The sequence below is a fragment of the Corallococcus praedator genome, assembly GCF_003612125.1.
Taxonomy (GTDB): Bacteria; Myxococcota; Myxococcia; order Myxococcales; family Myxococcaceae; genus Corallococcus; species Corallococcus praedator.
The window spans coordinates 1-21,826 of sequence record NZ_RAWI01000027.1; the positions used below are offsets into that span (position 1 = coordinate 1).

General features: G+C 67.5%; 17 protein-coding genes. 9 read left to right on the forward strand and 8 right to left on the reverse strand.

The features are described from left to right. Nucleotides 1–6: 6 nt before the first annotated feature. Nucleotides 7–1,557: an SDR family NAD(P)-dependent oxidoreductase gene (locus D7Y13_RS05675; RefSeq protein WP_120630640.1), complete on the forward strand. Its 1,551-nt coding sequence runs from the start codon at nucleotides 7–9 to the stop codon at nucleotides 1,555–1,557. Nucleotides 1,558–1,567: 10 nt separating this feature from the next. Here the strand turns inward: D7Y13_RS05675 and D7Y13_RS05680 are convergent, their stop codons facing one another. Further along, nucleotides 1,568–2,752 (reverse strand): glycoside hydrolase family 26 protein, encoded by a 1,185-nt coding sequence (locus D7Y13_RS05680; protein WP_120582641.1) that lies wholly within the window; start codon nucleotides 2,750–2,752, stop codon nucleotides 1,568–1,570. 165 nt (nucleotides 2,753–2,917) lie between these two features. Between D7Y13_RS05680 and ileS the strand changes: the two genes are divergently transcribed. Both ileS and D7Y13_RS05690 read left to right on the forward strand, forming a co-directional pair. After that, entirely contained in the window at nucleotides 2,918–6,661 is a 3,744-nt protein-coding gene (ileS, locus tag D7Y13_RS05685) for an isoleucine--tRNA ligase (RefSeq protein ID WP_120536751.1), read from the forward strand. Between the two features lie 268 nt (nucleotides 6,662–6,929). Next, nucleotides 6,930–7,304 (forward strand): GFA family protein, encoded by a 375-nt coding sequence (locus D7Y13_RS05690; RefSeq protein WP_120536752.1) that lies wholly within the window; start codon nucleotides 6,930–6,932, stop codon nucleotides 7,302–7,304. Nucleotides 7,305–7,307: 3 nt separating this feature from the next. Here the strand turns inward: D7Y13_RS05690 and D7Y13_RS05695 are convergent, their stop codons facing one another. Next, complete coding sequence (locus D7Y13_RS05695; RefSeq protein WP_120582642.1) at nucleotides 7,308–8,165, reverse strand: oxidoreductase; 858 nt, start codon at nucleotides 8,163–8,165, stop codon at nucleotides 7,308–7,310. Between the two features lie 96 nt (nucleotides 8,166–8,261). On the opposite strand from D7Y13_RS05695, the gene D7Y13_RS05700 reads away from it, so the two are divergent. Both D7Y13_RS05700 and D7Y13_RS05705 read left to right on the forward strand, forming a co-directional pair. Then, nucleotides 8,262–8,849, forward strand: a complete 588-nt coding sequence (locus tag D7Y13_RS05700) for a TetR/AcrR family transcriptional regulator (protein ID WP_120582643.1) — start codon at nucleotides 8,262–8,264, stop codon at nucleotides 8,847–8,849. 87 nt (nucleotides 8,850–8,936) lie between these two features. After that, nucleotides 8,937–9,335 carry a hypothetical protein gene (locus D7Y13_RS05705; protein ID WP_120582644.1) on the forward strand — a complete coding sequence of 133 codons (399 nt, stop codon included), beginning with the start codon at nucleotides 8,937–8,939 and terminating at the stop codon, nucleotides 9,333–9,335. A 3-nt stretch (nucleotides 9,336–9,338) separates the two neighbouring features. Here the strand turns inward: D7Y13_RS05705 and D7Y13_RS05710 are convergent, their stop codons facing one another. The 5 genes from D7Y13_RS05710 to D7Y13_RS05730 form a co-directional block, all read right to left on the reverse strand. Continuing rightward, nucleotides 9,339–10,091, reverse strand: coding sequence for an immunity 49 family protein (locus D7Y13_RS05710; protein WP_158620300.1), 753 nt, complete (start codon nucleotides 10,089–10,091; stop codon nucleotides 9,339–9,341). Between the two features lie 38 nt (nucleotides 10,092–10,129). Continuing rightward, nucleotides 10,130–10,753 carry an imm11 family protein gene (locus D7Y13_RS05715; protein ID WP_147444212.1) on the reverse strand — a complete coding sequence of 208 codons (624 nt, stop codon included), beginning with the start codon at nucleotides 10,751–10,753 and terminating at the stop codon, nucleotides 10,130–10,132. A gap of 51 nt (nucleotides 10,754–10,804) precedes the next feature. Next, nucleotides 10,805–11,014, reverse strand: a complete 210-nt coding sequence (locus D7Y13_RS05720; RefSeq protein WP_120582647.1) for a hypothetical protein — start codon at nucleotides 11,012–11,014, stop codon at nucleotides 10,805–10,807. 81 nt (nucleotides 11,015–11,095) lie between these two features. Next, entirely contained in the window at nucleotides 11,096–12,463 is a 1,368-nt protein-coding gene (locus D7Y13_RS05725; protein WP_120582648.1) for a glycoside hydrolase family 26 protein, read from the reverse strand. A gap of 57 nt (nucleotides 12,464–12,520) precedes the next feature. Beyond that, nucleotides 12,521–13,465, reverse strand: coding sequence for an AraC family transcriptional regulator (locus D7Y13_RS05730; protein ID WP_244222323.1), 945 nt, complete (start codon nucleotides 13,463–13,465; stop codon nucleotides 12,521–12,523). 115 nt (nucleotides 13,466–13,580) lie between these two features. Here D7Y13_RS05730 and D7Y13_RS05735 point away from each other — a divergent pair, with 115 nt between their 5' ends. The 3 genes from D7Y13_RS05735 (at nucleotide 13,581) to D7Y13_RS05745 (ending at nucleotide 17,584) form a co-directional block, all read left to right on the forward strand. Beyond that, entirely contained in the window at nucleotides 13,581–14,009 is a 429-nt protein-coding gene (locus D7Y13_RS05735; RefSeq protein WP_120582650.1) for a nuclear transport factor 2 family protein, read from the forward strand. Beyond that, a complete protein-coding gene (locus D7Y13_RS05740) occupies nucleotides 14,006–14,860 on the forward strand; it encodes an NmrA family NAD(P)-binding protein (protein ID WP_120582651.1) in 855 nt (284 codons plus the stop codon). Before D7Y13_RS05735 ends, D7Y13_RS05740 begins: the two co-directional genes overlap by 4 nt. 306 nt (nucleotides 14,861–15,166) lie before the next feature. Then, nucleotides 15,167–17,584 (forward strand): arylsulfatase, encoded by a 2,418-nt coding sequence (locus D7Y13_RS05745; protein WP_233595342.1) that lies wholly within the window; start codon nucleotides 15,167–15,169, stop codon nucleotides 17,582–17,584. A gap of 59 nt (nucleotides 17,585–17,643) precedes the next feature. On the opposite strand, the gene D7Y13_RS05750 is transcribed toward D7Y13_RS05745, so the two are convergent. Next, nucleotides 17,644–20,046 (reverse strand): M12 family metallopeptidase, encoded by a 2,403-nt coding sequence (locus D7Y13_RS05750; RefSeq protein WP_147444213.1) that lies wholly within the window; start codon nucleotides 20,044–20,046, stop codon nucleotides 17,644–17,646. A gap of 411 nt (nucleotides 20,047–20,457) precedes the next feature. Between D7Y13_RS05750 and D7Y13_RS05755 the strand changes: the two genes are divergently transcribed. Continuing rightward, on the forward strand, nucleotides 20,458–21,741 hold the full coding sequence (locus tag D7Y13_RS05755) for an agmatine deiminase family protein (RefSeq protein WP_120532475.1): 1,284 nt from the start codon (nucleotides 20,458–20,460) through the stop codon (nucleotides 21,739–21,741). Nucleotides 21,742–21,826 lie beyond the last annotated feature (85 nt).

Sequence of the window (21,826 nt, forward strand, 5' to 3'; positions counted from 1 at the left end):
CTTCACCTGCGACAACGTGTGGTGCGCCGCGCCATCGAGCTGCTGCGGACGCTGACCGAGCACCGCATCCTGCTCACCCGCCTTCCGGAAGAGGACCACCACGGCCTGCTCGCCGCCGCGGGCCGGCTGGTGCACCCGGACAAGGCCGCCAAGTCGAAGCTGCTGAACACGCTCAAGCGCGAGCGCAAGGTGGAGAAGCGCGAGAAGGACCGCGTCGTGCGCGCCAACACGGAGATCCGCGCGCTGCGCCGCGCCCCCGTGCTCACGCTGCCCATGCTGCCCCCGCCGCCGCCCACGCAGACCGAGGAGCGCGTGCTGGAGGAGCCGCGCAAGTGCTACGTGTGCAAGCAGGAGTACCGCAAGCTGCACTTCTTCTACGACATGCTGTGCAGCGCGTGCGGGGACTTCAACTACTCCCGCCGCACGCAGCAGGCGAACCTCAACGGCAAGGTGGCGCTCATCACCGGCGCCCGCGTGAAGATTGGCTTCCAGGCGTCGCTGATGCTGCTGCGCTCGGGCGCGACGGTCATCGCCACCACGCGCTTCCCGCAGGACGCGGTGCTCCGCTATGCGCGCGAGCCGGACTTCGCGGACTGGTCCCACCGGCTGCACGTGCACGGCCTGGACCTGCGCCACGCGCCCAGCGTGGAGCTGTTCGCGCGCCACATCGAGGAGACGCACGCGAAGCTGGACATCCTCATCAACAACGCGGCGCAGACGGTGCGCCGGCCGCCGGGCTTCTACCGGCACCTGCTGGAGGGTGAGCTGCGGGACGCGAACACCCTGCCCCAGGAGGTGCGCCCGCTGCTCGCCGGCCACCAGGCCTGCATCGCGGCGCTGCGGCCCGCCCTGAACCCCGGCACTCCGGGTAACGTGCTGAGCGCGGGTGACACGGACGTGAGCACGGCCATGTCGACCACCACGTGGCGCAGCAGCGACCCGGCGCTGGGCATCCACTCGTCGGCGGCGCTGTCGCTCCTGCCCTACGCGATGGAGCAGGAGCCCGACACGCAGGCGCTCTTCCCGCAGGGCCGGCTGGACGCGGACCTCCAGCAGGTGGACCTGCGCAAGACGAACTCCTGGCGCCTGAAGCTGTCGGAGGTGCAGACCTCGGAGATGCTGGAGGTGCACCTCATCAACGCGGTGGCGCCCTTCATCCTCGTGGGCAAGCTGAAGCCGCTGATGATGCGCGACCGCTCGCAGCCGGGCCACATCGTCAACGTGTCCGCGATGGAGGGCAGCTTCTCGCGCGGCACCAAGACGGACAAGCACCCGCACACCAACATGGCCAAGGCCGCGCTGAACATGATGACGCTCACCTCCGCGGCGGACTACGCCCGGGACGGCATCTTCATGAACGCGGCGGACACCGGCTGGGTGACGGACGAGGACCCCATCCTCCACGCCGAGCGCAAGGTGCAGGAGCTGGACTTCCAGCCCCCGCTGGACATCGTGGACGGGGCCGCGCGCATCGTCGACCCCATCATCACCGCCATCAACACGAACGAGTTCGTCTGGGGCAACTTCTTCAAGGACTACCGCCCCACGAACTGGTGACCGCGTCCCGTCAGCGCAACGCGCCCCAGTTGTAGGTCGCGTTGCTGCCGCCGGTCAGCACCCGCCAGTACGTCCCGTAATACCCATACGTGTCCTTGATGGCTTTGTGGTTGCTGGACACGTTCCAGTCGTTCGGGCTCGTCGTGCCCAGGTTGTAGACAAGCGAGTCGCCCCACACGGAGTAGATGGCCCACGGACGGGCGTCGAGTTCCGACACCGTCCCGTAGCGGCTGTCCCCCCAGCGCACCGGCAGCTTGTCCGTCTCCGCCACCATGCGCGGTTTGTTGTAGCCCCCAAGCCCCGTGTAGAACTGGGCCGGGAAGTAGGGATTGCCGTGGTAGATGTCCACCGCCACCACGTCCACGCGGTCGCTGCCCGGGTAGTACGCCGCCGCGTCCCCGCCGTACGTCCCGTCCCACTCATACGGCGACCAGACGAAGATGAGGTTCTTCAGCCCGCGCGTCTTCACCAGGTAGTCGTGCGCGATGTTCCACAACTGCTTGTACTGGTACGGGTCGTGGTTCGCCCACCAGAACGGGGACGCGCTCCCCTTCTTGTTCATCTCGTGGAAGGGGCGGAACAGCACCGGCACGCCCGCGTCCCGCAGAATCGTGAGCTTGTCCGCCGCGAAGGACAGGTCGCGCAAGAGCGCCTGGTACTCCGCCGTGTTGGCCTGCCAGTTGATGACCCGGCCCATCCAGTTGTAATCCATCCACGACTGCCGGAAGGTGTTCGGCCAGCTCTTCACCGACGCGCCCGGATAGGACTGGTGGAAGCTGAAGCCGACGATGCCCTCACCGTAGATGAACCGGTCGCGCGCGAAGCCCACCGCGTAGTCCACGTACGGCTCGCTGTAGGTGGCGCGGTAGTTGCCCGGCCCGAAGTCGAACTCCACGAAGCCCGGACGCCGGCCGGAGATGTCTCCCACCTTCACCCAGTACTCGCCCGCGTAGGCCTCCTTCTGGGCCTCGCAGTGCTGGCCCATGATGGTCTGCTTCGTCCCACCGTTGCGGCTGTTGTTCTCCAGGTCCGTCAGCAGGTTGTAGACCTTCTGCGCCTGCGCCGTGGGCCCCGGCGTGCTCAGCGTCCGGGACACCTGCGCCCGCGCCGGACCCGCGCCCAGGCACAGCACCAGCGCCGCCAGCAGCGCGACAGCGGACGGGAAGGATGAGGGGGTGGAGCGGGGGACATGCATCACGTGGGGACCTCCAGGGGCTGCCCGGGAAGCGGGCAAGGTGCCACCAGTCCACCCGGGATTACATGAATTTCAGTGAAAGCCAACTTGTCCACCCCCGGTCAGGGCGGGTTCCAAGGGCCCGGATTCACTGCCAGCGGGCCTGTCCGGTGGTATCAAGCGGCCATGTCTGAAAAGCCTTCGTCCCTGTTCGACGCGGTCCCCGTGGAGATGGACTTCCCGGCCGAGGAGCGCCGCGTCCTGGCCTTCTGGAAGGAACGCGGCATCTTCGAGAAATCGCTCAAGGCGAACGAAGGGGCCAAGAGCTTCGTCTTCTACGAAGGGCCGCCCACCGCGAACGGCCTGCCCCACAACGGCCACGTCCTCACGCGCGTCATCAAGGACCTGTTCCCCCGCTACCAGACCATGCGGGGCCACTACGTGCCGCGCAAGGCGGGCTGGGACACGCACGGCCTGCCGGTGGAGGTGGAGGTCGAGAAGGAGCTGCGCATCCACGGCAAGGCGGAGATTGAACGCTACGGTGTGGAGCCCTTCACCGAGCGCTGCATCGAGTCCGTCTTCCGCTACACGGCCGAGTGGGAGCGGCTCACCCAGCGCATCGGCTTCTGGGTGGACCTGAACGAGGCCTACGTCACCTACCACCGGGGCTTCGTGCAGAGCGTGTGGTGGGCGCTCTCGGAGCTGTTCAAGAAGGGCCTGCTGTACCAGGGCCACAAGGTGGTGTGGTGGTGGCCGCGCGGCGGCACCGCGCTGTCCGCGGCCGAAGTGGGCCTGGGCTACAAGACGGTGGACGACCCCAGCGTCTACGTGGCCTTCCCGCTGCGCGACGCTCCGGACACGGCGCTGCTCATCTGGACGACGACGCCCTGGACGCTGCCATCCAACATGTACGCGGCCGTCAACCCGTCGGTGGACTACGTCACCGTGGACGCCGGGGACCGCAAGCTCATCATCGCCGCCGCGCTGCGCGAGGAGCTGGCGAAGAAGCTCAAGAAGGACCTGCCGGTGCTGTCCACGCAGAAGGGCAAGGAGCTGGTCGGCAAGCGCTACACGCCGCCCTTCGACACCTACTTCGCGAAGGACGCGGACGCGACGCTGCCCCTCAAGGACGGCGGCGAGGACTCGGTGGGCTGGCGCGTGCTGGCCGCGGACTTCGTCACGCTCGACAGCGGCACGGGCATCGTGCACACGGCGCCCGCGTTCGGCGAGGACGACTACGACGCCTTCCGCAAGGACCGGCTGCGCTTCAAGAACCCGGACGCGCTGGAGATGCGCTGCGCGGTGAAGCCGGACGGCACGTTCTCCGAAGAGGTTCCGCTCGTCACCGGCCGCTTCGTGAAGGACGCGGACAAGGACCTGCAGCGCAACCTCAAGGAGCGCGGGCTGCTCATCCACACGGAGCAGTACCGCCACGAGTACCCCTTCTGCTGGCGCGCGGACGAGGACCCGCTCATCCAGTACGCCCGGCCCGCCTGGTACATCCGCACCACGTCGGTCATCGAGCAGGCCAAGGCCAACAACCAGAACGTCAACTGGGTGCCGGAGCACATCAAGGACGGCCGCTTCGGCGACTTCCTGGCCAACAACGTGGACTGGGCCCTGTCGCGCGAGCGCTACTGGGGCACGCCGCTGCCGCTGTGGATCCACTCGGAGACGGGTGAGACGGAGGCGGTGCCGTCCATCGCGGAGCTGCGCCAGAAGCCGGGCAACAACGTGGCCGCCGTGGAGGCGGAGCTGAAGGCGTTCCTCGCCGGCAAGCCGCACGAGTCCAACGCGGAGCACCTGCTGGTCCACAAGCCGTGGATCGACAAGGTCACCTACGAGAAGGCCGGCGCCAGCGGGAAGTTCCAGCGCGTCCCCGAAGTGGTGGACGTGTGGTTCGACTCTGGCTGCATGCCCTTCGCGCAGTGGGGCTTCCCGCACGCGGAAGGCTCCAAGGAGACCTTCAACCGCGCGTTCCCGGCGGACTTCATCTCGGAGGCCATCGACCAGACGCGCGGCTGGTTCTATTCGCTGCTGATGGTGAGCACGCTCATCTTCGACGAGGAGACCCAGAAGCGCATGGGGCTCACGCCGAAGCGTGAGTGGCCCATGCCCTACAAGAGCTGCATCGTGCTGGGCCACGTCTCCGACAAGGAGGGCAAGAAGGAGTCCAAGTCCAAGGGCAACTACACCCCGCCGGAGATCATCCTGGACGAGGTGCGCATGGACTTCGCGGTGCTCACCGCCACGGAGGCCGGCGTCCCCGCGGAGCCCGGCGTGGCGCTCATCGCGCGCGAGGACCTGGAGGGCCTGGACACGCAGGAGGGCGCCCGCGTGCAGCTCTTCCGCTCGGACCGGCCGGGCACCGCCGTCACCGTGACGGTGAAGGTGCACAAGAAGCTCAAGCGCCGCGTGGTGCTGCTCGCGCCCGCGGAGCTGCAGGCGCTGGACGTGAAGCCCTCGGCGCGCGGCGCGGACGTGATGCCGGTGGAGGTGCCCCGGCTTCCGGCCGGTGAGCGCGTGGTGCTCAAGGACCCCGCCACCAAGGCCCCGGGCGCGGACGCGTTCCGGTGGTTCTTCTACGCGGCGAGCCCCACCTGGTCCAACACGCGCCACTCGCTGGCGAACGTGCGGCTGTTGCAGAAGGACTTCCAGGTCAAGCTGCGCAACGTCTACTCGTTCTTCACCATCTACGCGAACATCGACGGCTTCAACCCGGCGAAGGGCAACGCGGGCGCGACGGAGGCTCCGTGGCTGGCCATCCGCAAGAGCGAGGGCTGGCGCGCGGTGAAGGACCGGCCCGTGTTGGACCGGTGGATCCTCTCCGAGGTGCAGCTCACCCTGCGCGACGTCTCCAAGGCGCTGGACACCTATCAGGTGTACGACGCGGCCCAGCGGATGGTGGCGCTGGTGGACGCGCTGTCCAACTGGTACCTGCGCCGCAGCCGCTCGCGCTTCTGGGCGCCGGGCTTCGAACAGGACAAGCAGGACGCGTACTTCACGCTGTACGAAGCGCTCACCGCCATCACCGCGCTGTCCGCGCCCTTCATCCCGTTCTTCACCGATGAGATGTGGGGCAACCTGGTGGTGAAGCCGTGGCCCAGCACGCAGCCGGAGAGCGTGCACCTGGCGCGCTTCCCGGACGTGGACGCGAGCCTCATCGACGAGGGGCTGGCCGCGGAGATGGGCGCGGTGCGCGAGCTGGTGTCGCTGGGCCTCAAGGTCCGCACGGACAACAAGCTCAAGGTGCGCCAGCCGCTGTCCCGCGCGGACGTCATCCTGTCGCGCCGCGAGCTGTCCGAGCGCGTGGCCGTGTACCAGGAGCTCATCTCCGACGAGCTGAACGTGCACACCGTGAAGCTGGTGGAGCCGGGCAGCCCGGAGGCGGACGTGGTGCGCTACCGCGTGCGTCCCAACCTGCGCGCCATGGGCAGCCGGCTGGGGCCCAAGCTCGCGCCGGTGCGCAAGGCGTTCGACTCCGGCGACGGCCGCGCGCTGCACCACGAGCTGCTCCAGACGGGCAAGGTCGCCCTGAACGTGGGCGGCGAGGACATGGTCTTCCCCGCCGAGGAGCTGGAGACCCTGGTGGAGGCGCAGCCCGGCTACGCCGCCGCTGGCTCGGGCGTGGGCGTGGTGGTGCTCCACACCCAGCTCACCCCGGCGCTGGAAGACGAGGGCCTGGTGCGCGAGCTGCTGGCACGCGTGCAGGGCGCCCGCAAAGACCTGAACCTGGGCTACGCCGACCGCATCCGCCTGTGGGTGGACGGCGATGACCGGGTGAAGCGCGTCGTGGACGCGGCCCGCGAGGAAGTGTCCCGCGAGACGCTGGCCACGGAGATCCACGTGGGCCCCGAAGGCCTCAAGGGCACCGAGGAAGAGGACAGCCTCAACGGCCTGCCCGCGCGCATCCGCGTCGAGCGCGCCTGAGCCGTTGACGCCCCAAACGGGCGCAAGCGCTCCGGGGTAGCAACCCACCCGGGGCGCCAAACACAGACAGGCTGTGTGGCAATGGGAAGGACCGGGAGGGAGTTACCGCCCTCCCGACTTCCTGGCTTTGAGTTGATAATGACTTGCATCCCCATCAGTCCTCCCCTGCCCCTGTCAAGGTGGACGGATGCGGGCGCGGAGCGTCGAAGCACGGACAGAGTGGCCAGCCCACGTTCCCCGCGCGGACGCACTCGCGGATGATGGCGGGATGAGTGAAATCGCCCCGCTGAAGGGAAGCTGTCACTGCGGCGCGACGCGGTTCGAGGTCACCGCGCCGCCGAAGGAAGTCACCCGCTGCAACTGTACGTTCTGCGCCAAGCGGGGACCGCTCTGGTCCTACTACGACCCGGAGCAGGTGAAGTTCACGAGCCGCGAGCAGGTGGGCACGTACGACCGCAACGCGCCCGTCGCGCACCACCACTGTCAGGTCTGTGGCTGCGGCACCTGGACGGACACGCCCGTCTGGGAGAACAACGCCGTCGTGCCCGGCAGGTTCAAGGTGGGCATCAACGCGCGGCTGTTCGACGACTTCAACCTGGACGCCGTGCGCGTCGTGTTCCTGGACGGGCGCAACCTCTGGTAGCGGCTACTTCGCGGGTGCCGGGAAGTCGGTGGACAGCGACAGGTGCCTCCACCGCGCATCCTCGGCCTTGAGCGCATCGAGCCGTGCGCTGGCGAGCCCGAACGCGTCGCTGCCCAGCAGCAGGTGCAGCGGCGGCGATTCCAGCGCGGCCACCTGGAGGAGCACCTGGGCCGCGCGGTCCGGGTCTCCCGGCTCCTTGCCGGTCCGCGCCCGCACCGCCTTGGCGACCACGCCCACGGTGGGCTCATAGTCCGGTCCGAAGGCGGGAATGGTCATGGAAGCACCCGCCCAGTCGGTGCGGAAGCCGCCCGGCTCCACGATGGTCACCTTCACGCCGAAGGGGGCCACCTCCTTGGCCAGCACCTCCGAGAAGCCGCCCACGGCCCACTTCGCGGCCTGGTACGCCCCCAGGCCCGGCGTGGAGAGGCGACCGCCCACGGATGACACCTGGATGATGTGGCCGGAGCGCTGGGCCCGGAGCACCGGCAGCGCGGCGCGCGTGACGTTCACCACGCCGAACAGGTTGGTGTCGAGCTGCGCGCGGAAGGCGTCGTCCGTCATCTCCTCGATGGACGCGAGGTCGCCGTACCCCGCGTTGTTCACCACCACGTCCAGGCGGCCGAACGCCTCCGCGGCGGTCTTCACTGCGGCCCGGGCCTGCTCGGGCTTCGTGACGTCCAGCGCGACCGTCCGGACCCGCTCGCCGTAGCGCTCCACCAGCGGGGCCAGTTGCTCCGGCTTGCGAGCGGTGGCGACCAGTCGGTGCCCGGCCGCCAGCACGGCCTCGGCGAAGCTGCGCCCCAGCCCTCGGGAAGAACCGGTGATCAGCCAGACGCGGGACGACTCAAGGGAAGCACCCATGGCGCAACTCCATTTCAACTAACTGGTTGGTTACATGAATATAACGGGCATGTGTCGGGGTGCAACCCGGAGTGGGGTGGGGCATGGTGGGCAGGTATGGCGGGTGACGCACAGAAGACCCGGCAGCGCCTGTTGGAGGCGGCCGCGGCGGAGTTCTCGGAGCGAGGCATCGCGGGCGCGCGCGTGGATCGCATCGCGGCGTCGGCGGGGTGCAACAAGGCGCTCATCTATTCGTACTTCGGCAGCAAGGAGCAGCTCTTCGACGCGGTGTTCGAGGCGCACGTGGCGGAGGTGGCGCAGGAAACGCCCATCGACGCGAGCGACCTGCCGGCCTACGCAGGGAAGCTGTTCGACGGTTTCCAGGTCCGGCCGCAAGTGCTGCGGCTGGCCACCTGGTACGAACTGGAGCACGGCCCCGAGGCGGGCATCCCGGAGCGCGTGCTCAAGAACAACCAGCACAAGGTGGCGGCCATCACCCGGGCCCAGCGAGAGGGGACGGTGACGAAGCACTTCGCGGCGGATGAGCTGCTGGCGCTCGTGCTGGCGCTCGCGAAGACCTGGTCCTTCCCGCTCTCCTACTGCGCCGGCCCTACCCCGCCGAGCCCTGCGGAGGTCCGCAGGAGGCGTCGGTCGGTCGTCGAAGCGGTGCGCCTGCTGGTGACGCCTGTCAGTCCGGGCGCGTAGGGCCCGTCATCCCGCGCAGTGTCCGTGACCTTCCGCCTCCCATCGAACGCTGGCTACAACACCCTGGAAGGAAGCATCCGCCGGAGCATGGTTCTCGATGGAGAACCCTGCCTGCTCCTGGAGTTGCGGAGCACGGGAACGATGTTCCGCAGGGACGCCTCCAGCCTCAACGAAGTGGTCGACGACTTCGACATCCGGCTGTCACAGGTCGTCGTGCCCCGGGAGCGCTTCGACGCCCTGCTGCGGGCCCTCCGGCAATGGCAGACAGACCAGGAGGAATTCAGCGTGGACCTGGACTGGCGCGACGCCACCCTCACCCTGGAGGTCGCTCATCGGCCCGACGTGGGTGGCGACCGGTGGAAGCCGGCCTTCACCCTCTACTACTCCTGCGCGCAGAACCGCATCGAGGTCACGTTCCTGGTGGACGCCTCGTGCCTGCTGGAGTGGAGCGAGGGCCTGGAGCAGGCGGTGGCGGTCCCGAACTGAGGCTCATCCCACCCGCCAGGCCTGCGGTCCGGGCAGCGGGGTTCCGAGCGGAATCCTCGCGAGTTCGGGGAGCAGCTCGTACGCAGGCAGGGGCCCCAGGCCCTCCAGCTCGGCGAGCCGCAGGAGCGCCAGTCCGTCGAGGTAGACCTTCCCCGTCGTCGCCGCGACCTCCTCGTCGAAGTCGAGCTGCTTGCGATAGGCGCGATACTCACGTTTGCGTTCGGTCACGAGCGTCTGGAGCGCCAGGGAGAAGCGGTCCGGGCTCTTCTCCATCAACGCACGGCATGCGGACAGTCGCGTGTCAGGGTCACCCTCCTCCACCACGGATGCCCAGCGCTCCAGCGCCAGCTCCAATCCAGCGATGTCGCGCGGCGCAAGCACCCAGAGGTGCAGGAAGCGGGAGAAGAGATAATCCTCCTCGTATTCAAGATCCTGCCCATGCAGCGTCGGGGAAAGGCGGGCGATGGCGCGAGCCGTGTCCAGGTCACCGGAGGCCAACGCATCACTGAAGCCGCAGTTGTCACTGGCGAGCAGGAACCCCGGCTCGTAGCGCCGCGTCCCTTGTGATGCGAGTTCCAGGAAGGCGAGCCGCGCCTGCCCTGCCCTGCACAGGAGGCCAGCGAAGCCCTCCGTGTCCGCCTCTTGAAGCAGGGTGCAGAGCGCCAGCACCCGGTAGCACACCGCCGCGTTCGAGAAGAGTTCGGCCGGTGGCGCGTGTGATTGCGCGAGGGCCTCCAGCGTTTCTGCGAGAATCAAGGACTGATTGTGGCGTGCGATCTCGACGTAGTCGTGGCTCATGGAGTCAAGGCCACTTCGGCTCCTACCGGGTAGAAGACCGGCCCGGTCATACCCTCCCGTTCAAGAAGCTCCTTGAAGTCCTGGCGTACGATGGGAAGCCGCGGCACCGTCACCGTGCGAAAGAGCCGAACCTCTGGATTCACCTTGCTTTCGTCAAGCACGAGGCGCCTCAGAAAGAGGAACCGATTGGGATTGCTTGCCTTCCGCGTCCCATCACTCTTCTCCGCATCAACCCAGTCCTGAGCACCAATGACATTCGCGATATAGCAATCTTCACTGGCAACGCGCCCACGATGATTGAGGAGCGTGAATCGAAGAAACTCAATCTCCACGCCAGCGTGCTGTTCCAAGAAGGTCTTCATCCTCGCGGAGACCATGAAGTAGCCGAGGGCATTGGGGATGATGTCCGCAACCTTCAACCCCTTCTCCTCCTTGGCCATCTGGAAGCGCAGCCCCTGCGGGTAGGCATCCCCCATGCGCACGCCAGTCGCGGGCTTGTGGATGTCAGGCATCCCAGTCGGCGTCAGGAAAATGGCGCAATACCCATCCAGGACCTCGCTCCTGAGGATGAAGTAGTTGTTCTTTGCTGAAGATGCAGGCTGCCCATTTTCAGTGTTCATGGATGGGTCATGCTCCGCGCCACTTGTTGATTTCCGCCGCCACCCTCTTCGTCATCGCGGTTGTCCGCCCGAATTGGACCAGGAGAATGAGTTGTAGGAGCGATGCCATCCCTTGTGTTTTGGGAGCACCAGGGCATAGGCGACGTCCCGCATAATGGGCAGGATGATGACGTCCTTGCCAGGATTCATGTTGTAGCCGACCGCCATCAGGAACTCGGCTTCCTTCGGTTCCAGCGCTGCGGAGAGCGCCTCATCGGGCATGATGTGATGGCATGCGGTCTGACAGGGCACGGCCCCGGACCGCCGGAGACAACATCCTCCGACGGTCCGTGGGTCACCGCCTCAGTTCGCGGTGAACGTCGTGTCGTTGCGGTACAGCAGCGTCTGGGACCAGTCCGCCGTGAAGACAAGCGTGTCCACGCGGTAGGTGCCCGCGCTCAGCGACGTGGGGATGACGAACGCGGACGTGTAGCTTCGCGTCTGTCCCGCCGTGAAGGCCTGCGCCGTGTACGTGCGGTCCGTCACCAGCGCCGTGGTGGACGCGTTGCGGATCTCATACTTCACCACCACGGTCTGCGCGGAGGGCGACGTGACCGAGCCCGTCACGTTGAACGACTGGCCGCGCGTCACCGTCGCCGGGCTCACCGTCGCCTTCGTGGTGGACCACTGCGCGGGCTGCGCAAGGCCCGCGTAGTGGTTCTTGAAGACCGCGGCGGCATTCGGGAACTCGGTGACGAAGGTGTTGCCCCCGGTGTTGTCCGCGCTGGAGAGCTGGTGGTGCCCGTCACCCGCCTGGATGTCGAAGTACGAGTGGTAACCCACGTTGTTCGTCGGGTTGAAGATGAACGCCAGCATCTGCTGCACGTAGTACGTGTCGTCACCACCACCCATCGTGGCGCCGTCGTTCACGCCCCACTCCGGCACCGACAGCCGCTTGCCATGGGACTGGGCGAAGCTCTTGAACTTCGTCAGCGGCGGCCCGAACTGACTGTTCCACACCGACTGCCAGCGCGTGAGCGCGCACGAACCGGTACAGCCCGCGGGAATCGGATAGGCCCCGTTCCAACCCTGGTCATACATGTCCAACCCGATGTAATCGACATACGCATCCCCCGGATACGTCGCGGCCAGGTCCGCCGCGGAGATGTCGTAGTTCGGGTTCCAGTCGAACTCGAACCCCGCGTTCGGCTGCTGCGTGCGCATGGCCGTCACGATGCGCCGGAAACAACCCGCGAAGTTCGCCTGCTGCCCGTTGCCGGAGTACCAGGGCATCCAACCGCCGCTGAACTCCCAGCCCAGCCGGATGATGGTGCCTTGCAGCTCGTACGCCACCAGGTTCGACGCCAGGTTCTTGAAGCGCTGGTCATACGCACCCGCCGCGCACGACGCCAGGTTGCCCTGGCCGCTGGGATACATGGCCACCGAATAGTTGAAGCGCCGGCCCGCCTTCGCCTTCACCCACGTGCGCCACGCGCCCAGCTGCCAGCCCGGGTTCTCGATGTTGCCCCAGCTGTCCTTGGCCTGATGCCCCTGGCCCATCTTCACGTCGAAGCCCAGCCAGGTGGAGTACGCGTTCACCGTGTTCGGCTGCGAGTACACCTCACCCCGGTACACACCCGTCAGCGGCTGCGCGGCGAACGCGGACGCCGCACACAGCGCGGCCAGCGAGGTGGTGAGGGAGACCCCGAACCGCTTGAGACCTGCATACATGCTGGAAGACTCCTGGAGGGGAAAGGAGATATTTCCAGATTCTCTTGATTTTGAGACTTATGTGTCAAACGAGGTCGGAAGTGTCACACGAGGCGCAGGCGTCCGCCGATACGCACCGGGTCCCATGCCCCAGCGGCGCTTGAAGGCCTTGCTGAAGGCGGGCGCGCTTTCGTAGCCCGCGCGTTCGGCGATGGCGTCCAGGCTGTCGTCGGACTCATGCAGCCACCGCGCGGAGCGGGTCATCCGCCAGTTCGACAGGTAGTGCAGGGGCGTCTCCCCCACCAGCGAGTGGAAGCGCGCGGCGAACCCGGAGCGCGACAGGCCCACGGCCGCGGCCAGCCGCTCCACCGTCCAGGGCGCGCCGGGCTGTTCGTGCATCAGGGCCAGCGCGTTCCCGATGGCCGGATTCGCCAGCGCCTTCCATCCCGCATCCCCCGACTGCGCGAGCAGCGCCTGGGCCCGCAGCGCCTGCACCAACAGCACGTCCGCCAGACGGCCGACCACGAGGGCACTCCCGGGGCCCGGCTCGGCGGTCTCCGCGGAGAGGAGCTGCACGGTGGCGGCGAGCGAAGACGCCCTGCCGGACTCCTGCGTGGACAGGTGGATGATGGGCGGGAAGGCCCGCAGCAGCGGGTGCGTGGGGTCCACGCCGAACTGGAAGCAGCCGGTGATCAACGTGGTGGTCGCGCCCGGCCCCCCCAGCCGAACGTCCGTCCCCGCCGCGGCCCGGAGCTGCTGCGGGGGGATGAAGTCGCGGGGAACCTTCCGGGCGCCGTCATCCAGCACGTGAGCGGTGGCGCGGGGCAGCAGCACCACGTCACCCGCGGACAGGAACATCGGTTGCGCTGAACCCTCCACCTGGAGGCGCAGTCCTCCCCGCGTCACCACGTAGAAGGACGCATTGACCTTGCTGGGCAGGCGCAGCGCCCACGGCGCACCCAGTTCGAAGCGACCGAAGAGCAGCGTCTTGAACCGCAGCGTCTCCAGCACATCGGAAACCACGTCGGTCTTTTCGTCTGTCATCCCTGGACGCGCTGACAGTTCTTTTGGACGCAGTGACATTGAGCGTCCATAGCGTCGGTCACATTCTAGGTCCACCTCGTTGATGGAGTTTCCCATGGACCTCGCCGCACCCACCTCCGACCTGACGCGCTTGATGGACGCGCACCTCGCGCTCATCGGCACGGACATCGAACGCTGGCTGAGCCTGTTCGCCGACGATGCCGTCGTTGAATTCCCCTACGCCCCCTCGCTCGGAATGCCTTCGCGTCTGGAGGGCATCGAAGCCATCCGGGCCTACTTCGTGCCCATCACCCAGCGCTTCCAGGGGCTCGCCTTCGCGGACGTCCAGCGCTACCCGACCACCGACCCGAACGTCGGATGGATGGAGGTCCACGGCTCGGCGACGCTGCTGCCGTCACACTTCCACTACGAACAGGACTACGTGATGCGCCTGCACCTGCGCGAGGGGCGCATCGTGCGCTACCGCGAGTACTGGAACCCCCTGGCCGCTCCGGCGGGAAGCTTCGGCAAGGAGCAGGCATGAAGCCGCGCATCCTCGTCACCGGCGCCTCTGGCAACACGGGACGTCCCATCGCGGAAGGGCTGGCCTCGGAAGGGTTCCGGGTGCGGACCGCCACGCGGAGCACGACGCCACCGTTCCCCTCCGCCGACCACGTCCTCTTCGACTGGGCGGACCCCACCACGCACGAACCCGCGGTGGACGGCGTGGACCGGATGTACCTGCTGCTGCCCCCGCTGGATGCGGACCCGTCCCTCCTCATGAATCCGTTCATCGAACGCGCGCTGGCCAGGGGCGTGCGGCGCGTCGTCCTGCTCAGCGCCTCCGCCATTCCGGAGGGAAGCCCGGGACTGGGACAGGTGCACCGCTTCGTGCGCGAGCACGCACCGGAGTGGAGCGTGCTGCAGCCGTCGTGGTTCATGCAGAACTTCGCCAACCCCCAGAACCAGCACGGGGCCAGCGTCCGGCGCGACGGCACGCTGATGACCTCCACGGACAAGGGGCGCGTCGGGTTCGTGGACACGGCGGACATCGCGGCGGTCGGCGTCCGGGCGCTCGCGGATGAGCCCTCCCATGACACCGCGCACGTCATCACCGGCCCCCAGGCGCTGAGCTACGACGACATCGCGGCGGTGATGTCCCGGGTGTCGGGCCGCCCCATCCGGCATGTGCATGCAAGCCAGGAGGAGGTGTGCCGCCACCTTCAGGAGGGGACGGGTATGCCGGAGGCCTACGCAAGGCTGCTCGCGGGCCTGGACGTCACCCTCCGGGATGGGGCCGAGGACCGCGTGACGGACACCGTCCTGCGCGTCACCGGTCGGGCACCGCGCACCTTCGAAGCCTTCGCCCGCGCCCACGCCCACGTCTGGCGTTGACCCGGTGACTTCGGCTCCCTCCCCACATCAGCGCATCCGCTGGGGCTGGTTCCTGCTCCTCGTGGGTCTCGTCATCGGGAGCGGGTGGAGCGCGGAGACACGGTGGGGCGAAGGGTCCGCAGCCCGTGGTGACGGTCCAGGCGACGACGCGCGACGTGCCCGTCTTCATGGTGGGGCTGGGCGCGGTGCATTCGCGACCAGGCCCAAGCCCTCGGCGGCAAGCCACCTCGACCGCCCCATCCGGCAGTGCGAAGTCTGAGCCCCTGCGCCTCCGTACCTTCCCGTGAAACCAACCACGGGGTTGCCATGAGCAAGGACGGCCGCAAGAAGCAGGATGGGAAGAAGCAGGGCCAGAAGACGGCCGCCATGAAGACCTACCAGGAGGGAGAGCGCTTCCCGGGCCGTATCGGCAGGACCTGGGAGGAGTCGGAGCCGGCCTTCCCCGTTCCCCCCACCGCGCCGAAGGACGCGCCCAACATCCTCTATGTCATCCTGGACGACGTTGGCTTCGGCTGGTGTGAGCCCTTTGGCGGCATGATTCGCACGCCGCACCTGATGCAGCTCGCCCAGCAGGGCCTGCGCTACACGCACTTCACCACCACGGCGCTCTGCTCACCCACGCGCTCCTGCCTCATCACCGGGCGCAACCACCACTCCGTGGGCATGGCCAACATCACCGAGCTGGCCACGGGCTTCCCCGGCTACAACGGCCGTCAGCCGCAGGACAAGGCCGGCGTGCCCGCCATGCTCCACCAGTACGGCTACACCAGCTACTGCGTCGGCAAGTGGCACAACACGCCGTCGGAAGAGACGACCCTCGCCGGCCCCTATGATCGCTGGCCCACGGGGCCCGTCTTCGGGTTCGACCGCTTCTATGGCTTCCTCGGCGGCGACTGCGACCAGTGGAACCCGAAGCTGTTCCTGGACCGCGAAGCAGTGGATCCGCCGCGCACGCCGGAACAGGGCTACCACCTGTCCGAGGACCTGGTGGACCGGACCATCAGCTGGATCTCCCAGCACCACTCCGTCCAGCCGACGAAGCCCTGGTTGACGTGGCTCGCCCTGGGATGCGCGCACGCACCGCACCACGTCGCGCCCGAATGGGCAGACAGATACAAGGGCCAGTTCGACATGGGCTGGGATGCCTACCGCGAGCAGGTGCTGGCGCGGCAGAAGGAGATGGGCATCCTTCCCCAGGACGCCAGGCTCGCGCCCATGCTGGAGGGCGTCCAGCGCTGGGATTCCCTGTCCGCCGACGAGAAGCGCCTCTTCGCGCGCATGGCGGAGATCTACGCCGGCTTCGTCGAACACGCCGACGCGCAGCTCGGCCGCCTGATGCAGTTCCTGGAACAGACGGGGCAGTTGGAGAACACGCTCGTCTTCGCCTTCATCGGGGACAATGGCTCCTCCGGTGAAGGGACGTTGACGGGCTTGTTCAACGAGCAGTCGGTGGCGAACAACGTCCCGGAGACGGTGGCGCAGAACCTGGCGCGCCTGGACCAGTTCGGCCAGCCCAACTCCTACAACCACTACCCGGTGGGCTGGGCCATGGCGGGAAACGCGCCGTTCCAGCTCTGCAAGCAATACACGCACTTCGGCGGGGTGCGGAATCCCCTCATCGTCCACTGGCCCCGGGGCATCCAGGCGAAGGGGGAGCTGCGCACGCAGTACCACCACGTCATCGACATCGTTCCGACCATCCTGGAAGCGATTGGGGTGGAGGCGCCGCGTACCATCAACTCCGTGCAGCAGGAGCCCGTCGAGGGCTACGTGATGAACGACTCATTCAACGACGCGAAGGCGCCGTCGAATCACGTCACGCAGTACTTCGAGATGCTGGGCAACCGGGGCCTGTACCACGACGGCTGGAAGATCGTGACGTACCACGGGCGCAAGCCGTGGGAGAACACGGCGCGCTGGGGCTTCGATGAAGACCACTGGGAACTCTACAACCTCAACGAGGACCCCACCGAGTCCAACGACCTGATGAAGGGGCGGGACCGGGCGAAGCTGGACGACCCGATGGTGAAGAAGCTCATCGAACTGGTGGGCATGTGGTGGGCGGAGGCGGGGCGCTACCAGGTGCTCCCCCTGGACGACCGGTTCCAGATCCGCGCACTGGGGCGGCAGGGCCTCTACACCGAGCGCGAGCGTCTGACCTTCTACGAAGGCAGCGTGCGCATCCAGGAGTTCGCGGGGCCGGACACCAAGAACCGCTCCTGGGAGATGACGGCGGAGGTGGAGGTGCCCGCGGGCGAGGCGCAAGGCCCCGTCGTCGTGCTGGGTGGCTCCTCCGCCGGGTGGTCGCTGTACCTCCAGAAGGGCGTGCCGGTGTTCTGCTACAACTTCCCGGGGCCCGAATACACATACATCCGGGGCACCGCGGCGCTCACGCCGGGCCGGCACCTGCTGCGCTACGAGTTCGAGAAGACCGGACCGGAGCCCTTCGGCGCGGGCGGCACCGGGCGGCTCTTCGTGGACGGGAAGCAGGTGGCGGAAGGGAGGATTCCGCGAACCGTGTCCGTGGGCTACTCCATGGACGAGACCTTCGACCTGGGCTGCGACAAGGGTACGGCGGTGAGCCCCGAGTACCCGTCCAACGCCAGCTTCAACGGCCGTGTCCTCCGCGTGGACTTCGACCTCAAGCCGGACTTCCACCCGGACCACGATGACCCGGCCAGGAAGGCCGAGGCGAGATTCCAGCACGAGATGCTGCGGCAGTAGAAATGCCCCGGGGCAGGCGTGAGCCTGCCCCGGGGATGCGGCACGGGTCCTGTCTTGAATCAGTCCAGGAAGCCGTCGAGCTGGGAGTAGGCCCCCCACTGCTCGGAGTAGATGATGCTCCCGGGCACGACACCAGTTCCATGGTCGAGCAGCATGAGCTTGCCCGCCGGAGGCGTCCGATTGATGGACAGCAACTGGCTGCGGCCCTTGTTCCCGAAATCACCCGCGAGCTGGAGGTCGTTCTGGTCCAACCAGTTCGTCAGGTGCCCCGGCGTGCTCCAGGGCTCCTGATAGACGGCGGTGCCGAGCTGGGTGGGGGTCACGTTGAGGGCGTAGTCGATCACCATCAGCCGGCCACCAGTCCCGCCGCGATTGATGAACATCACCTGGTCGTGACCCAGCCCACGGAAATCCCCCACGAGCCGCCGGTCGTCCTCGTCCAGCCAGTCGCTCGACAGCCACGAGGCGCTGGTCCACAGCTCGGAGGCACGCGTGACGCCGCCCAGCACGCCGGTCGAGTAGTCCACCACCGCCACCTTGCCGCTCTCACCGCTGCGGTTGATGAACATGAGCTGGTCATACCCCAGGCCCATGAAGTCGCCGGCGAGCTGCAGGTCGTTGGCGTCCATCCATCCGCTCAGCAGCTGGGACTCGCCCCACTCCTCGCGGTAGGCGATGGAGCCGAACCGGCCCGGCGCCGAAGGCGTCTTGAAGTCCATCAGCATCAGCTTTCCCGTCTGGCCCTCGCGGTTGATGAACATCACCTGGTCATGTCCCCGGTTCGCGAAGTCCCCCACGAACCGCAGGTCCTCGTCGTCCAGCCAGCCGCCCAGCAGGGTGCTCTCCGAATAGGCCTCATAGCCGACCATCAGCCCCGGGACCTGGGTGGACTTGAAGTCCAGCACCATCAGCCGGCCCGCGTCGCCACTGCGATTGATGAACAACACCTGGTCGTAGCCCAGGCCCATGAAGTCACCCACGAGCTGGTCATCGTCCTCGTCGATCCACCCGCTCAGCAGCAGGTGCTGTCCCCACTGTTCCGTGTAGCCCGCCACGCCCGGTGCGGTGAGGCCCCCGTAGTTGACCACCTTCACCTTGGTGCCGGCGCCATCCGGGTTGATGTACATCACCTGGTCGTACCCCAGGTCCATGAAGTCGCCCTTGAGCTGGATGTCCGAGCCATACTTCACGTGATAGCCCGCCTTCGGATGCCAGGTGATGGTCCCGCCCTGGAAGTGATTGCGCTTCAGGCCGCTCGGCAGGGTTTGCGTATCGTCCAGCGGGTAGCCCAGCGGGCTGTTCTCATGGCCCAGCTGCGCATACCGGGTGGCGATCTCCCCCCGGACCTCGTGCGTCCCCACGTCCGGGTGGAAGTAGATGTACCCGAGCTGGTACTCACGGTAGCGCCCGTGGTCCTTGGCGGCCCCTTCCGCGCTGACAGGCAACCCCAACCGCGTGATCCCGAGGACTCCATACTTCCGGCTCACATAACTGCCGTACATGGAGGTCAGTCCGCCGATGTCGCTGTCGCTGAGCTCGGCTCGCTGACCGATCTGCACACCGGAGGGAACTGTCTGCGTGGCGGTGAAGAGCGGCAGTCGGTTCTGGGTGTTCGGGTCGACCTTGGAGCAACTGCTGAAGCGCGAGTAGTGCATGATGGAGCCATAGTCATACGGACTGTTGACGTCCTCCTGCACCTTGTCGAACTCATCCAGGCAGTCAGCGAAGTTCTGCTCGTGCACCTGGATGAACTGGTCGCGGTCCTTGCGGCTCTGTTCGTGATAGAGGCCGATGGCGTGGCCCAGCTCGTGGAGGATGCTCCCGAACGAGCACTCCGGTCCCACCCAGAGGGGCTGCGGATTGGCGACAATGATCCGGCCGGAGAGCCGCCCGACGACGGACTTGCACGTGCTGGGATCGTCCGGCAGCCGGATGACAACACAGCTTCCGAGGAAGTCACACTCCGCCTGCCACTTGAAACGGATGACGGTGTACTTCTCCCACTCGGCCATCGCCGCCCAGACTGCGGGCTTGCGTGACTCGGGGAAGTTATAGGCGAAGGTGTACGTCACCTCTCCGCTCGGCCAGAGGTTGTCGTCGTCGTGGTAGCCCACACTGGAAGCGCTCACCCCGGACCGCGCACCGGGCTGCGCATTGCGCAGCCGCTGGCTTTCCGCCTCGACCTGCTCCACCGGCCCCAGCAGGACATCGCCGAAGGCGACCGCCCAGCCATCCTCCACCCGGTAGTTCACGTCCTGGGGCGTCTTGCTGCGCCCCAACGGCAGGAACGCCGTGCCCCGGACCTCGGGTGTCTCGGCCTGCGGTTGAACCTCTTCCGCCGGGGTGCTTTCCGGCACCTTTGTCTTCTCATCCTGCCCGCAGCCAGCCCCGACCAGCGACAGCAGGAAGACGCCCCCAGCCAATGCGCGGGCGCCCCGCGCCCCGCGATGGTTCTTTCCCATGTTCTTTGTTTCCCTTGTCAATGGATCGCAACAGCCTTCGAGCCACGGGGGATGCGCTCTGGCATCCGCGCCCTGCTCGGGAGATCCACAGAGCACAAGGCATGCCAGACATGCGCATGCGTGCGGGACCGCGAGGGCGTGATGGGCCTCACTGCGTCAGGAGCCCACCGCGACGAACACAGAGGTTCGTGCGGACCCATGGGGAAACGTCCATCCAGATGGACTGCCGTCTCGGGTTCAAGACGGTCCCGGTCCTCCCGGCAGCGCGCTCCGGGGGAGGTGCTTGCGCCAGGCAACCCGTTTGCACCTTCGCGGACCCGCCCGGGCGCTTCACGACTAAACTCCTGGGCGGGGAGGCCCCGGGCCATGACGGTCCATGGGAGATGCCTCTCCTAGAAGCGGGGGCCGCACATGACGAAGCGGAACGTCTGGATGCTCTGCGCGGGATTGGGCCTGGGTATCGGTTGCGGGCAGGTCGAGGAAGAGGCGCCCGTGCCTTTCGGGGACCCGGCCCTGCACAGCCAGGAGGAGACGATGGCCTCACTCGCCGCCCGGTACCAGTGGGAGTGCTACCCGGAGCGCTATGGCTTCACCCCGCCTCGGGAGGTCGTGCGATTCCCCGCCGAGCACGAACCCCAGGGAGAGCTGCTGATGAGCTGGAATCAACCGGGATGCGGCCATCCGGAACAGCTCGCGCTCATCTTCGCCGCGCTGGAAGGACGCGTCCCGATCCACATCGTCGCGGCGGCTCCGCTCCACTCGGGGATCATCCAATGCCTGTCCCAGGCGGGCATGACCCGCGCTCAGATATGGGAGCTCGGCCTCGTCCCCTTCAGGGTGGACACTGAGTGGATCCGCGACCATGGGCCGGACGCCGTGGTCGGCGCGGATGGGAAGCGGCGCTTCGTGGACACAGTCCTCCGTCCCATGCAGGCCGTCCAGTGCAGCAGCTTCGACTTCTACGAGCGTTCCGACCGCATCCCCACCGTGCTGGGCGAGTGGTGGGGTGTCCCGGTGGACCGGCCGGCCGTGGTGCTGTCGGGCGGCAACCTGCTGACGGACGGCGCGGGACGGTGCTTCCGCGCCCGGCGGGAGACCAACGCGCGCAACTGCTTCCCCGTCTGGTGCTATTCGGAGGAGGAGACGGATGAGGCCATCGGCCGCGCGCACGGCTGCGACGTCGTCACCCTGGAGTCGCTGGAAGGAGGCGTCGTCGACCACATCGACATGTGGATGGCGATGCTGTCCTCCAAGACCGTGCTCGTGGGCCGCTACGACGTCCACGACGACGCCATCAACGCGGCCATCCTGGACCGCAACGCGCGGCGGCTGGCGGACCTGGGCTACGACGTCGTGCGCATTCCCATGCCCACGCCCTACTGCCAGGACGCCGGTGACTCCTGCCTGGGAGACCCCGGGCGCGTCCGGGAGTGCGACGGCACCAACACCCGCGTCTGGGCCACGTACCTCAACTCCATCCGGCTTGGGGACGTGATGGCCGTGCCCGTGTACCGCTGGGTGCCGGGCTCCCTGGCGTACCGCCATCAGCGCCAGGAACAGGAGGCCCTGGCCACCTACCAGTGGGCCCTGGACCGCGAGTTCGGCCCAGGCGCGGTGAAGGTGCACCCCATCCCCTCCGACACCGTCATCCCCTGCCAGGGCGCGCTGCACCGGCTCACGAAGACGTTGCGCTGAACGCGCGCCCTGCTCGCGTGGCCCCGGAGCACGGACGGTCAGGCGCCACCGCCTCCCTTGAAGGAGGCGGTGGCGGGGGCATCGC